Origin of the sequence: Paracoccus benzoatiresistens (genome assembly GCF_026913015.1) — a bacterium.
GTDB classification, from domain to species: Bacteria; Pseudomonadota; Alphaproteobacteria; order Rhodobacterales; family Rhodobacteraceae; genus Paracoccus; species Paracoccus benzoatiresistens.
In genome coordinates this window covers 29,963-42,197 of sequence record NZ_JAPTYD010000031.1, presented here as the reverse complement: position 1 = coordinate 42,197, position 12,235 = coordinate 29,963, and the positions used below count along the sequence as shown (strand labels likewise).

Here is a 12,235-nt window from a genome sequence, read left to right as displayed (position 1 = left end):
CCCTGACCGCGAAACCAGCGTCCCTGAGATCAGAGACGTCGCATGAAATCGGCGGACAACTACCTTGATAAACACCGATTAATTCTCGCTGGACCATCTTCGCTATCTGTAACTTCCGACAAAAGGGGACTGACATATATGTACTTTTCAGTCCTTTTACTGGACATCATCTTGAAAACGGCAGTACTTTTACCTGTTCCAGGTAGTGAATCAAGAACTTCAATAATCATTTTAACCCTTCCACATAAAAAACACCTCCAGAAATCTCTTTCTGGACTTATATTTGCTAGCATTTTAAGAAATACTGAGCGGCCTAGGCCGATCGAGCGAGGATATATATCAAGCGGCTGCTCGATGTCAACTCGCTAGTGCTCATCGCCTGACGTAAGATCCGCGAAGCACTTGGGTAACGGCTTAGTGCCCGTTAGGCTATCTGATGCGTCCGCAGAAATGGCGTCGCCATAGACTTTCTTTGACAGGTCTCATAATAATGAAACTCTTTTCGATGACCCGTTCTCGACCTGCGTTCGCAACGCGGATAATCTGCCTGTGTAGTCAGGCTTGGAGTGCTTGTTAATGGACTTAGAGATGCGGGTGCGACCTGGGATATATGTGGACGATTCAGGGAACCCCGGCACGGACTCTGGATCCATACATTTGTCAAAGACGCGAAAATCTTGGACCGCAGTCATCATCCCACCAAGCTTGGCTAGGGTTTGCTCACAGATAATGGATATTTTCCTCAAAGGCATTAAGCAAGACCATTGCGCCACGGAGCTCCATTTCACCGACATTTTTAGCGGCAGGGGTGTTTGGAAGAAGGTCGACATTGAAGATAGAATAAAGATGTTCCGCTTGATGGCGTCTTTTGTTGCCCGGATGGAGCTTCCAATTGTTCACGTTACGACCAGTCAAGAAACGCTGAATGATCACTCTTTATTTTTTAAAGGTATACGGTTAGATAGCAATCAATTCTGGGACATTAGCGTTCCTCGATTTGGTTTTCTGCGTTGCTGCTTAGAAATTAGTGAATATGCTCGGGAAATGCGTGCATACGGTCATCCTGACTTCAACGACACGCTTCCGATGTTTGCTGATGAAGGTTTGGCGGTCGCGGGTTCAATTATACCTCTGCCCAACTGGGGAGACGTTATATATGGTCCTTCGGTCCGTTTTAGCAGATCTCAAGACGTCGCCGGAATCCAAATCGCTGACTTTGCCGCATTTACAATATCTAGAACGCAGTGGATAGTAGCTCAAAGAAGATTTGGAACACCTGTCAGTCGTAGTGACGAAGAGTTCTTGAGGTATGGCGCTGAATTAAACGTTGTGAACCTTCCCAGAGTGTCCGTCCAAAAAACTCATCTGTCGAAAGAGCACCTTGAGAGCATATTGGAGCAGGACCGGATTTCAAAAGGCCTAACAAGTAAACCATTGAAGAGTTAAGAAAGCTTCTTCTGAACATTGCAGGTAGCGCATGTCCAGTTTCACTAGACGTGGCCCAGCCACAATCAGAGACCTGGAGGTATGTCTATCTCAAGGATAGTTTAATTAACTGAAAAATCAGAATGCCATAATGCAGTAGACATATGATTGCGCTGCATTCGTCCGTGGGAGTGTCACATCATGCCCTGTACCAGAGCAGTACTCGTCTGATCAGATGGATACGAGGGGTTTGTCCTCATTGCTGCTTCTCTAGGCTTAGGTTGCTATGCTCAAGGCGACCCGCGACGAGCTGAGAACCGTTTGTTAGATGGCGAACACTAGTGGCCTCGCGAGAGTAGGCTATCAGTACCGCCGAACGTAGTGTTACCCCACAGTCAGTGCTCGATCCTCTTCAGAGGTAGATATTCAGTATTTTCTTTGTTTACAATGCACTAAGGCTATTACTTAGCGGCTTAATTGTGTGTAGCGACAGCACAAGCGCGTAGCCATTATGGCTGATTATTGCTCCCCCATCGCTCTCCTCGCTAAATACTTGGCATTCGGAAAGTCCTTTAATGATCAGGCCGCTTCTTTTTCCAAGATATGCTCCCCAATCTGTCCGGCAGTATTGAATTGCCTTAGCCGCAATTCCACTTTATCTGCGTGATCAAGAAGTCCCAAATACTCATACTCAAGCCGTTCGTATTGGTGCTCAGTTATTTGGGGATCGTCTGATCGAGGAACTTGAATAATAACCTCATGCTCTCGATGAATTCCCCTTGATAGTCCGTTCTTTCGCTCCACTCCCAGATCAAACAGGCGCTGTTTTATATTGCCAACAGCGTAGCCAATTCGGGACGCATTCAGCGTTGCAAAATTAGCCACCAGGCGATGCCCTTTAAAGTCAATTTCTAGGTCGTGGGCGGATCGGCGCTTCTTACCTGTCTTACCTGAGACTATCTCATCACTGAAATGTTGTGCAACGCTGAGGTCCTTCTCAGCAATGTGAGCCAAAACCAGTTGCGGAAGGCGATCTTTATTGCGGGAACTCTTCAGCACTTCGGTTTCGGGCGGCTCAACGACAGACGATAGCGGTCCCTGCTGATAGAGAGAGGACATCACAGACATCCAGTCTTTTGCGATTTCCTGTAAGCTTCCGCCTTCTACCTCACGGGCCTCTACAACGGTTACTCCACTAAGTGGAGATTTTGGTTCTAAAAGGGCAGCTAAGCCTCGTTCAACTAAGTCAAGCTCAAGGGCCTTTCCAGCAAGCTCAACGGCAAAACGCACACTCTGAGCTCTCTCGCCGTAAAAGCAATCCAAGCGGTCGAGCGCATTTGCCATCTCGATATGAAATCCTGATCGGTTAGCGGCAATACAACCAACTACAAGGCGCTCGTAGGAACCAGAGATTGGATGCAAAACTATAGGTGCCCAGTGCGCTTGCACTAGAGAGCCGAAGTCAGAGATCGAAGTAGCAGTTATGTCAAGGTCAATCATAGGGTAAGCCCCGGAACGCCTAGAGCTTCTTTCGCATGCCTCGGAACATGTTGAACACGTTGCATCAAGAAATCCTTCAGAGCCTTGGCATGGTCCGTAGGTAGAAGCCTGTCGGCCAAGCTGTTTTGTAGTGCGTCTGGGATGGCTACCGATCCGATCCGTGTAGCAAATACCCCCGCATCATTGACCTTCTCGCTCTTCTGGGAGGCTGAAAGCCGTGCAGTAAGCCACAACGCCAGTTTGTTCTGATAAGCTGCCACAGGATCAAGATCACCGGGTTCCCAACCCGGACCCGTAAAAGCATGCCCATGGTCGATCAGCCAGATGTTGTTTGGTCCATCTATCAGAAGGTTGCCAGGGTGCCGATCAGTGTTCGCGATCCACGAATCGAAAGCATAAAGTGCTCCTAGGTTCAGCCACTTCTTCAGTTCCTCAATCAACAAGAGGCCGACGAAATCCCCATGTGTGGTTACTTGCTGCGTCAGGTTAGGGGTAGCTACATCTGCACTAACGAACACAAGGTGCCCGCTTCCATCAGACAGCTTTACCTTGCTCACAGGAAGAACGTCAGTTGGCACCACGCCTAAGTATGAATCTGGGACCGGAAGCTGTAGAGCCTTGCCCAGAACTGAAGCCAGCAACTCATTTGCAAGTTGCGTCTGATTTAGGTCTTTGATGATCGCGTGACGCCGCCTTCCATCGGCGAAGCGCACAAAACCTTTGTAGGTTTCGTTCACGTTGCCTTCCTTGAACGGGACGGCTCCCCTTTGAACAAGAACTTGCTCGATAGTTGGCATGAATACAGCAGGATGTTGAAAGCACCGTCACCTTTAAGCATGGCGACAGTCAGCGCAAGCACCATCCGCCTTAACTGAACACCCACCACCTACCCAGCGGATTTACCTGTCCATACGGGTATACTGCAACGGACATGCAGAAAGAGTGCTGTAAGGGTGTCCATAAGGGTTGATATAAGTCTACGGACATGTTTATCTAAGGACATGACCTTTACGGACAGGAATCGCTCCGATGCAGACCATCCTCTATGCCCGCGTCTCGACTGCCGATCAGACTACCGCTCATCAGAAGAACCAGGCGGAACAGGCAGGCTTTAAGATTGACCGTGTAGTGGCTGATGAAGGCGTTAGCGGCGTCTCTGTAGCCTTTGCAGACCGGCCAGAGGCCAAGCGTCTATTTGACATGCTCCGGCCCGGTGACACGCTGGTGGTCCGTTGGGTAGATCGTCTAGGCCGCAATTATGATGATGTGACACAGACCATCCGTAGCCTCATGGCCCAAGGCGTGGTCATCAGGACAGTGATTAACAACTTTACCTTTGATGGCAGCACTACAGACCCGGTTCAGAAGGCTATCCGCGACAGTCTCATTGCCTTCATGGCGGCTACATCACAGGCACAAGCCGAAGCTACCAAGGAAGCACAAAAGGCTGGTATCGCCCATGCCAAGGCTTCTGAGGGCAAGTACCTAGGCCGCAAGCCTTCCTATGACCGTAAGACGTTTGAAGCTGTCTGTGAGGCTCTACGCGCTTCTGTGAGTGTGTCAGAGGTTGCCCGTATGCATAACCTGTCACGTCAGGCAGTTATCAGGATCAAGGACAATCCAGAACAGGCGGAAGCTGCACTAGCCAAGTGGCACTAACTTTTACTTAACCTAGTTGTAGGTTTACCATCGGGGACTCTCTATCGAGGGTCCTCTTTTTCATTCCTGTAGGGTCCCCCCTCGAAATCAGGTAGTCCCCCCTTCGGCAGGCGCGTAACCCCTCACATTTTCAAAATAAAAAAAAAATTCGCACGGGTTTGACCCTGTAGCTCCCTCTTAGCGGGGAACTGTCTTGAGGAACTGGCTACTGTCTAAACGTAGGTAGATAACGTAGGTGGTTAGCGTAGGTGGTTACTACCCTCTAACCTACTGAATTTTAACAAGAGATAAGGTATGGCGGACAGTGAGGGATTCGAACCCTCGAGACGGTTCCCCGCCTACACACTTTCCAGGCGTGCGCCTTCGACCACTCGGCCAACTGTCCGTGGGCGCGGTCTAGCTTGTGTCCGCGCCTTGCGCAAGTCAGAGCTTTGAGATGCGCCGCTGAAGTTCGGCCAACTGGCGCCGGATTTCCGCCATGTCCTCGGCACTCTCGCCCTCGGGCGCGGGCTTCTGCCTGGGCTTGCGGCCGGACGCAGAGTCGCCAGGCTGATCGGGCGATTCCAGATCGGTCGGCTCCGGCCCCGAGGAGCCGGTCCAGCCGCCCATCATCGCCTTCAGGAATGCCTGCTGCTGGCGGTGCATTGCGTCGAAGCCGGGGACGCGGGCCATGGGGTTCGGCATGACCGCCATGTTTTCCATCAGCTTCGACTGGCTCTCGCGCAGCATCTCGAAACTTGCCGCCAGGAATTGCGGGACGATCGATTGCGCGCTGGTGGTATAGCTGCGCACCAGATCGGTCAGCACGCCGATCGGCAGGACGTTTTCGCCCCGGCCCTCGTGCTCGGCGATAATCTGCAGCAGGTATTGCCGCGTCAGGTCGTCGCCGGACTTCAGGTCAATGATCTTGACCTCTCGCCCGTCGCGGATGAAGGCGGCGATGTCCTCGAGCGTCACATAGTCGCTGGTTTCGGTGTTATAAAGCCGCCGGCTGGCATAGCGCTTGATCAGCAGCGGCGTGGACGTTCCGGCCATGTCGGACCTCGGGCAAACGGTTTCCAACATGATGGGTGCTGCATGCGCAAAAGGCAAAGAAAATTCTGCACCTGCCAAGGTGCTGCACTGCGCGCATGAAAAAAGGGGCGGTGACGCCCCTTTCCTCGAACTACTGTCCGTCAGCGATTACTTCGCGGCGACGGTGGCCGTCGTGGCAGCGGCCTTTTTCACGGCCATCTGGTTGTCGCGCGCGACATTTTCCGCAACGGTGCGGGCGTCGTCGGCCACGTCCTTGCCAGCCGTCAGCATCAGGTCGACGGTGTCCATCTGGACCTTTTTCGCCACTTCGGCGAAGGCAGCCATGTGTTCGGCCGCGACTTCGGCCGAGGCCGAGGCGAAATCGCTCAGCGACTTGGCATAGTCGGACGGCTCGCGCTTCACGACGGCCAGTTCACCCATGCGGGAAATGGTGTCCTTGGCCCAGCGAGCCGAGATGTCGGTCGAACGCTCGGCGGCGGTCAGGGCCACCCGCGCCAGTTTCTCGCCCAGGGCACCCTGCGATTTGAAAGCCTCCTGGAACGACGAGGTGTCGACCGGGAAGTTAGCCATCATGTCCTGGAAGGTTTTTGCGAAATCAGGGGTCTTTGCCATGTCAGTCACTCCTATCAGCGCAGCGGAAGGAAGAGATCGATGAGAGAGGTTTCCGCAGCTAAAGCCATTCTCGTGACGATAGTATGGATGCTGCAGCGCGGCATTTCAAGTTTTTTATGCTGCGCCGCAGAAAAAGTTGCTGTTCCGGCAGCTGTTGCCATCGGCAGTCTTCGGCAAGTCATTGACCTGCCGAAGATCCGTTTTCGGATCAGGCTGCCCGTTCATGGACATAGGTTCCGGGGGCCGGCTCAAGGCCCAGTCCAGGATCGCGCGCAGGCACCATCGGCCCTGCCCGTTCGGCCAGCCATTCGCCCCATCTGGGCCACCAGCTTCCCTCGGCGAAGGTTGCTGATTCCTTCCAGGCCTGATGATCCTTGCTGAAGTCGCTGCTACCCATGTAGTGGCCGTATTTCTTCTTGGACGGCGGATTGACGATGCCGGCGATATGGCCCGATTCGGACAGGATGAAGGTCTTGTCGGTCGATCCCATGCGGGCCACGCCGCGCCAGCTGTCCTTCCAAGGGGCAATATGGTCGGCCTCGCAGGTCACCGCGCAGAGCGGCACCGTCACGTCCGAGATGTGCAACCTGTGGCCCAGCATCTCGAAGCCGCCTTCGGCAAAGGCGTTCTGCTGGCAAAGGCCGCGCAGATACTGCATGGTCATCTTGCCCGGCAGGTTCGTGCTGTCGCCGTTCCAGAACAGCAGGTCAAAGGCCGGTGGCGTTTCGCCCATCATGTAGCTGCGGATGGCCGGGCCCCAGACCAGATCATTCGGGCGAAGAAAGCTCATGGTGCGCGACATCAGCCGCGCGCGCAGCATTCCGTGGCGCGCAACCTCGTCGGCAATGCCGGTGACGAAATCGTCCTGCAGGAAGCTGACGAACTCGCCCTGGTCCGAAAAGTCGGTCAGCGTGGTGAACAGCGTGGCCGAGTTGACGCGGTCGTCTTTCCGCTGCTTCAGCAGCGCCATCGTCAGCGACAGCGTGGTGCCGCCGATGCAATAGCCCACGACATTCAGCCGCGGCTGCCCCGTCAGCTCGCGCACCTTGTCCATGGCCTCCAGATAGTTCGAGACATAGTCCTCCAGCCCCACATCGGCATAGCTGGCGTCGGGGTTCTTCCAGCTGACGACGAACAGGGTATGCCCCTGCTCGATCAGCCATCTGATCAGGCTGTTCTGGGGCTTGAGATCGAGGATGTAGAACTTGTTGATCCAGGGCGGAAAGATCAGCAGGGGCAGCTGATGCACCTGGGCGGTCGCGGGCTTGTACTGGATCAACTCGCAAAGGGGTGTGCGGTGGACGACCACGCCTTCCGAGGTGCCGACGTTCTCGCCCACGGTAAAGGCCTCGCGGTCGGCCAGCGACACGACGATGTCCCCGCCGTTGAGCTCGACATCGCGGACCAGGTTCTCCAGCCCCTTGACCAGGCTTTCGCCCTCGGTCTCGATGGCGCGTTCAAGGGCATCGGGGTTGGTCGCCAGGAAGTTCGTCGGCGCCATCATGTCCACGATCTGGTTGGTCATCCAGGTGATGCGCCGCCGCGCCGTGTCGTCGGGCAGATCCAGGTTCTGCGCCACATCCTTCAACGCCTTGGCATTGATCAGATACTGCCGCTTGACGAAGTTGAAGTACGGATGGCTTTGCCACAGCGGATGAGAAAAGCGCTTGTCGCCCCGGTGGTCGTCATCGGGCGTTCCCGCCTGCCGGCGCGTCAGCATGATCTGCGCGTTGGCATAGTTCTTCAGCGTCTCGCCCCAGTAGTTGACCTGGTGTTCCAGGACGCGGCCGGGCTGCTCGGACAGCGTCTTCATCCAGGCATTGGCGGCGGTCATCAGCAGTTCCGGCCCCGGTGCCTCGATCCTGTGATTGGGCAGGGATCGCGATCTCAGAGCGGCCATCAGGCGCTGGCCCAGGGCCTCGATCCGCTCGATATTCTCGGCCAGCTTCCTGGCGGTCGAGGGCGAGGAGCCGATGGCCATCGCCTCGGCCGCGGCCTGCGGCGCACGACCGTCTTCGATCAACGGTTCGGCCGCCACGGCTGCCGCCTTGTCAAGGTGCAAGTGCGGAGCCGCCATGCCCGGCGCCTGCATCGTGGATGACTCGGTCGCGGGGACCGATTCTGTCACTGCCTTGCGCTTGCGCGGTGCCTTGTTGCCTGCATTGCGCGGCTTTTTGGCAGCAGCATTCCCTGACTTTGCGATTGTTTCAGGAATACTTGCGCTCTTGGCAATTTTATTTCCACCAGATCCCGCACTTCTTGCCATGATCCCGGTTCCCCCCTAATACAGGGTCAATGATAAGCGCAGGGCAGGCGTTGCGCAAACACGGGTTTTGGGAACCGGATTGCTACGGCCAAGCTTTCTGTCACGCCGAGCAGCGAAAGGGCGATCTAGGTGACGATCAAGGGCATCAAGGGCATCGTGTCTTATGACGCAATGGAAACCATTCGGAACACGAACGAATGGATGGGCGCCTCGGCCCGAGCCATCGCATCCTACCCGGTCTTCGCGCTTTACCCGCACCCCGCCTTCAAGCTGATGAGCGCATGGGGCCGCGTCACCGAGCGCAGCTTCGCCCGCATGGTAATCAAGCCTGACTGGCAGATCCCGCCGATCCCGGGCGACCAGGGCCAGGACCATATCGTCTATGTCGAGCCGGTAATGAAGCGGCCCTTCGGCGATCTGGTCCATTTCCGCGTCGCCCGGCGCGAAGTGCAGCCCCGCAAGGTCCTGCTGATCGCGCCGATGTCGGGCCATTACGCGACCCTGATGCGGTCCACCGTGACCTCGCTGCTGCCCGACTGCGAGGTTTACGTATCCGACTGGCACAATGCCCGCGACATCCCCGTAAGCGAGGGCAAGTTCGACATCGAGGACTATACCCAGTATCTGGTCGATTTCATCCGCCACCTGGGACCCGACACCAACGTGATCGCCGTCTGCCAGCCTGCGCCCCTGGCCCTGGCTGCAACCGCCATTCTGGCCGAGGATCATCCCACCTCGCAGCCGCGCACCCTGACGCTGATCGGCGGCCCGGTCGATCCCGACGCCGCCGCGACCGAGGTGACGGATTTCGGCAACCGCATGACCATGGGCGAACTGGAACATACCGTGATCCAGTCGGTGGGCTTCAAGTATCGGGGCGCCGGGCGCATGGTCTATCCCGGGCTGGCGCAGCTGGCGTCCTTCATCGCGATGAACGCCGAAACCCATGCCCGCGCCTTCATCGACAAGATCTGGTCCGAGGCGCGCGGCACCGGCTCCGAAGGCGACAAGCACAACAAGTTCTATGACGAATATCTGGCGGTCATGGACATGACGGCCGAGTTCTATCTTTCGACGGTCGAGCGGATCTTCAAGAACCTGGAAATCGCCAACAACCAGTTCGTGGTGAATGGCCGCCGTGTCGATATCGGCAAGATCACCGACGTGGCGATCATGACGGTCGAGGGTTCGAATGACGACATCTCGGCCCCCGGTCAATGCGTGGCCGCGCTGGACCTGTGCACGGGCGTTCCTGCCGAACGCAAGCAACAGCACCTGGAGCCCGGCGCGGGACATTACGGCATCTTCGCGGGCAAGTCCTGGCGGCTGAACATCCGCCCGCTGGTGCTGGACTTCATCGACGACCACATGTCGGTGCCCGACTCGATCAAGCCGAAGAAGCGGCGCGCCCGTGGCGGCGTCGCGGCGGATTGCGGCGTCAACGATCCGATCGGCGACAGCAGCAAGCTCGCCGTCTAGGAACCCGGCCTTGCGGTCATCCGTTGTTCCCTGACAGCCGCCTGCTGCGGCACAGGGGAACAGGATGACCGAAGAAACGCACGCCGCAACCTTCTGGGACCGCCTCGAGGACATCACTTCCGGCATGCTGGGCTTGTCCGAGGGTGCGCGGCTTATTCCGATGTCCCATTACGCCGAACCGGAATCCAGGGTCCTGTGGTTCATAACGGCCAAGGGCACGGATCTGGCGCGATCGGTGGCAGACGGGGCTAAGCCTGCCGTCCACGTCGTCAGCGACGCCGCCGAAGGGCTTTATGCCAGCATCCATGGCAGCCTGTCGCTATCGGACGACGACGAAAAGCTGGACGAATTGTGGAACGCCGTCGCCTCCAGCTGGTTCGAGGAAGGAAAGCGCGACCCCGATATCCAGCTGATGCGCTTCGATCTGGCCGATGCCGAGGTCTGGGCCACCGGCGGCAAGCTGTCCTTCATCTACGAGATCGCGAAATCCAAGGTCACCGGCCAGAAGCCCGACATGGGCGAACATTACACGCTGACCTTCTGATCAGCGCAAGCCGCCGATCCAGCCGGCAATCGCAGTGACAACATCGCGGGTCAGTCCGGGCGACAGCGCCTCGCCCGCGATTACATGGGCGTCGGGATCGTCCATCGGCCCCGGCGTCACCCTGATGACCGTTGCCCCGCCGCCCCATTCCGCCGCCACCCGGTCGCTGGCTCGGTGGTCGACGATCCGGTCGGCATCGGACCAGATGAACAGCGCGGGCGGCATCGTGGCGCGATAATTGCCCCGCCGCGCCTGCCGCAGCACGGCGCCCACGGCAAGCACCGTCGAGGCGGGATAGCAGCTTGTCCATCGCGCCCGGTGCATGTCGTTGCGGACGACGAAGCACCGTTCCGGGTCGCCCGCCAGCCGCAGGAGTGTCCGGGCAAAGGGCAGATCCAGCATCCATGCGCCCCGCCTGCGCAGCGCGAAGTTGGGTGAGATCAGGACGACGCCATCCATCGCCCTGCCCATCTGCGGATCGCGCGCCGCCAGGGCGGTCAGGGTCGCACCCGTGGACATGCCAATGACGATCACTCTCCGGCCCATCTGCCTTGCAACGGCCAGCCCCTGGGTCAAGTCGCGCCACCAGTCCCCGGCCCGTGCGGCCGCCAGTTCCGCGCCGCCCTGCCCGTGCCCGGTCAGGCGGATCGCCAGCAGGTTCGCGCCAAGCTGCCGCGCCAGATCCTCGGGCAAGGGCCGCAACTCGGCCGGGCTGGCGGAAAAGCCGTGCACATAGAGGATCGCCAGATCGGCAACCTGCCCCGGCTGGCCGGCCCACTGGATATAGGAAGCCACCTCTGGCCGGATCCCCGCCTCGCGCGCAGCCAGCCAGGCCTGCGGGTCGGCGGGCAGATCGACCGCCACCTGGTCAAGCCGCAGCCTGTCGCGCGGCCCGAAAATCCACAGCAGCGCCAGCCCAAGGGTCAGCGCAAGCGCCAGCTTAAGCAAGAACATCGTCGATCGATTGCGCGATCAGCCGCAGGCATTCGGGCGACGAAAAACGGTGATCGGCCCCCTTGACCAGGGTCAGGCGGATATCCCCGCCCGTGGCGTGGTCCAGCAGGCGCATGGCCCAATCGACCGGCACATCGGCATCCGCCGTGCCCTGCAACATGCGTACCGGGAAGGGCAGCGGCAGCGGCTGGTTCATCACCAGATGATCGCGCCCATCCTCGATCAGGCGGCGGGTTATGACATAGGGCTGGTCGCTGTAATCGCTTGGCAGCGCCACCCGGCCCGCCGTCGTCAGCGCCTGCCGCTGCGTCTCGTCGAACCCGGCCCAGAAGCCCTGCTCGGTGAAATCCGGCGCGGCGGCGATGGTGACAAGCCCCGCCACCCGCTGCGGCAGGGCGCGGGCGACCAGCAGCGCGATCCAGCCGCCCATCGAGGACCCCGCCAGCACCTGCGGCCCGTCGGTCAGCGTCTCGATCACGTGGCGGGCGTCCTGGGACCAGTCGCCGATGCTGCCTTCCTCGAAACTGCCGCTGCTGTCGCCATGGCCGGAATAGTCGAAGCGCAGGAAGCCCCGGCCCCGTTCGCGCGCCCAGTCGTGCAGCCAGGCGGCCTTGGTGCCCGTCATGTCGGACTTGAACCCGCCCAGGAACACCACGCCCGGCCCGCGCCCGATGCTGCGCTGATAGGCGATGCGACGCCCGGCGGGGGTTTCCAGATATTCGCTCATTCGCGGCTCTCCTGCGGTGGTCGCGCTTATCTTG

The 12,235-nt window shown here is 58.3% G+C and carries 12 protein-coding genes and 1 tRNA gene; 4 read left to right on the top strand and 9 right to left on the bottom strand.

Going from position 1 to position 12,235, the window contains the following annotated elements; all coding sequences use genetic code 11:
• Positions 1–576 precede the first annotated feature (576 nt).
• The gene (locus OU682_RS16590; RefSeq protein WP_329609818.1) at positions 577–1,446 is read left to right on the top strand and encodes a DUF3800 domain-containing protein; all 870 of its coding nucleotides are present in this window, start codon (positions 577–579) and stop codon (positions 1,444–1,446) included.
• Between the two features lie 558 nt (positions 1,447–2,004).
• Here OU682_RS16590 and OU682_RS16585 read toward each other — a convergent pair.
• Both OU682_RS16585 and OU682_RS16580 read right to left on the bottom strand, forming a co-directional pair.
• Entirely contained in the window at positions 2,005–2,925 is a 921-nt protein-coding gene (locus tag OU682_RS16585; RefSeq protein ID WP_268943300.1) for a hypothetical protein, read from the bottom strand.
• Entirely contained in the window at positions 2,922–3,662 is a 741-nt protein-coding gene (locus OU682_RS16580) for a HipA family kinase (protein ID WP_268943299.1), read from the bottom strand. The genes OU682_RS16585 and OU682_RS16580 overlap by 4 nt, the downstream gene beginning before the upstream one ends.
• Positions 3,663–3,954: 292 nt before the next feature.
• Between OU682_RS16580 and OU682_RS16575 the strand changes: the two genes are divergently transcribed.
• The gene (locus tag OU682_RS16575; protein WP_268943297.1) at positions 3,955–4,584 is read left to right on the top strand and encodes a recombinase family protein; all 630 of its coding nucleotides are present in this window, start codon (positions 3,955–3,957) and stop codon (positions 4,582–4,584) included.
• A 295-nt stretch (positions 4,585–4,879) separates the two neighbouring features.
• Here OU682_RS16575 and OU682_RS16570 read toward each other — a convergent pair.
• The 5 genes from OU682_RS16570 to OU682_RS16550 form a co-directional block, all read right to left on the bottom strand.
• Positions 4,880–4,969: transfer RNA gene (locus OU682_RS16570), tRNA-Ser, on the bottom strand.
• A 38-nt stretch (positions 4,970–5,007) separates the two neighbouring features.
• Positions 5,008–5,619: a polyhydroxyalkanoate synthesis repressor PhaR gene (gene phaR, locus OU682_RS16565; RefSeq protein WP_268943296.1), complete on the bottom strand. Its 612-nt coding sequence runs from the start codon at positions 5,617–5,619 to the stop codon at positions 5,008–5,010.
• Between the two features lie 147 nt (positions 5,620–5,766).
• Positions 5,767–6,231 (bottom strand): Phasin, encoded by a 465-nt coding sequence (locus tag OU682_RS16560; RefSeq protein ID WP_268943295.1) that lies wholly within the window; start codon positions 6,229–6,231, stop codon positions 5,767–5,769.
• Between the two features lie 14 nt (positions 6,232–6,245).
• Complete coding sequence (locus OU682_RS16555) at positions 6,246–6,392, bottom strand: hypothetical protein (protein ID WP_268943294.1); 147 nt, start codon at positions 6,390–6,392, stop codon at positions 6,246–6,248.
• Between the two features lie 47 nt (positions 6,393–6,439).
• Positions 6,440–8,308 carry a PHA/PHB synthase family protein gene (locus OU682_RS16550; protein ID WP_268943293.1) on the bottom strand — a complete coding sequence of 623 codons (1,869 nt, stop codon included), beginning with the start codon at positions 8,306–8,308 and terminating at the stop codon, positions 6,440–6,442.
• 333 nt (positions 8,309–8,641) lie between these two features.
• Between OU682_RS16550 and phaZ the strand changes: the two genes are divergently transcribed.
• Positions 8,642–9,976 carry a polyhydroxyalkanoate depolymerase gene (gene phaZ, locus OU682_RS16545; protein ID WP_268943305.1) on the top strand — a complete coding sequence of 445 codons (1,335 nt, stop codon included), beginning with the start codon at positions 8,642–8,644 and terminating at the stop codon, positions 9,974–9,976.
• A gap of 64 nt (positions 9,977–10,040) precedes the next feature.
• Positions 10,041–10,520, top strand: a complete 480-nt coding sequence (locus OU682_RS16540) for a pyridoxamine 5'-phosphate oxidase family protein (RefSeq protein ID WP_268943292.1) — start codon at positions 10,041–10,043, stop codon at positions 10,518–10,520.
• On the opposite strand, the gene OU682_RS16535 is transcribed toward OU682_RS16540, so the two are convergent.
• Positions 10,521–11,474, bottom strand: a complete 954-nt coding sequence (locus OU682_RS16535) for an alpha/beta hydrolase (protein WP_268943291.1) — start codon at positions 11,472–11,474, stop codon at positions 10,521–10,523. It abuts the gene before it with no gap.
• The gene (locus tag OU682_RS16530) at positions 11,461–12,201 is read right to left on the bottom strand and encodes an alpha/beta hydrolase (protein ID WP_268943290.1); all 741 of its coding nucleotides are present in this window, start codon (positions 12,199–12,201) and stop codon (positions 11,461–11,463) included. Before OU682_RS16530 ends, OU682_RS16535 begins: the two co-directional genes overlap by 14 nt.
• Positions 12,202–12,235: the final 34 nt, after the last annotated feature.

Coding starts and splice junctions, on each gene's coding strand:
- OU682_RS16575 (WP_268943297.1), top strand. CDS start 3,955: ATGCAGACCATCCTCTATGCCCGCGTCTCGACTGCCGATCAGACTACC.
- OU682_RS16530 (WP_268943290.1), bottom strand. CDS start 12,201: ATGAGCGAATATCTGGAAACCCCCGCCGGGCGTCGCATCGCCTATCAG.
- OU682_RS16540 (WP_268943292.1), top strand. CDS start 10,041: ATGACCGAAGAAACGCACGCCGCAACCTTCTGGGACCGCCTCGAGGAC.
- phaR (WP_268943296.1), bottom strand. CDS start 5,619: ATGGCCGGAACGTCCACGCCGCTGCTGATCAAGCGCTATGCCAGCCGG.
- OU682_RS16555 (WP_268943294.1), bottom strand. CDS start 6,392: ATGGCAACAGCTGCCGGAACAGCAACTTTTTCTGCGGCGCAGCATAAA.
- OU682_RS16560 (WP_268943295.1), bottom strand. CDS start 6,231: ATGGCAAAGACCCCTGATTTCGCAAAAACCTTCCAGGACATGATGGCT.
- OU682_RS16550 (WP_268943293.1), bottom strand. CDS start 8,308: ATGGCGGCTCCGCACTTGCACCTTGACAAGGCGGCAGCCGTGGCGGCC.
- OU682_RS16590 (WP_329609818.1), top strand. CDS start 577: ATGGACTTAGAGATGCGGGTGCGACCTGGGATATATGTGGACGATTCA.
- OU682_RS16535 (WP_268943291.1), bottom strand. CDS start 11,474: ATGTTCTTGCTTAAGCTGGCGCTTGCGCTGACCCTTGGGCTGGCGCTG.
- OU682_RS16585 (WP_268943300.1), bottom strand. CDS start 2,925: ATGATTGACCTTGACATAACTGCTACTTCGATCTCTGACTTCGGCTCT.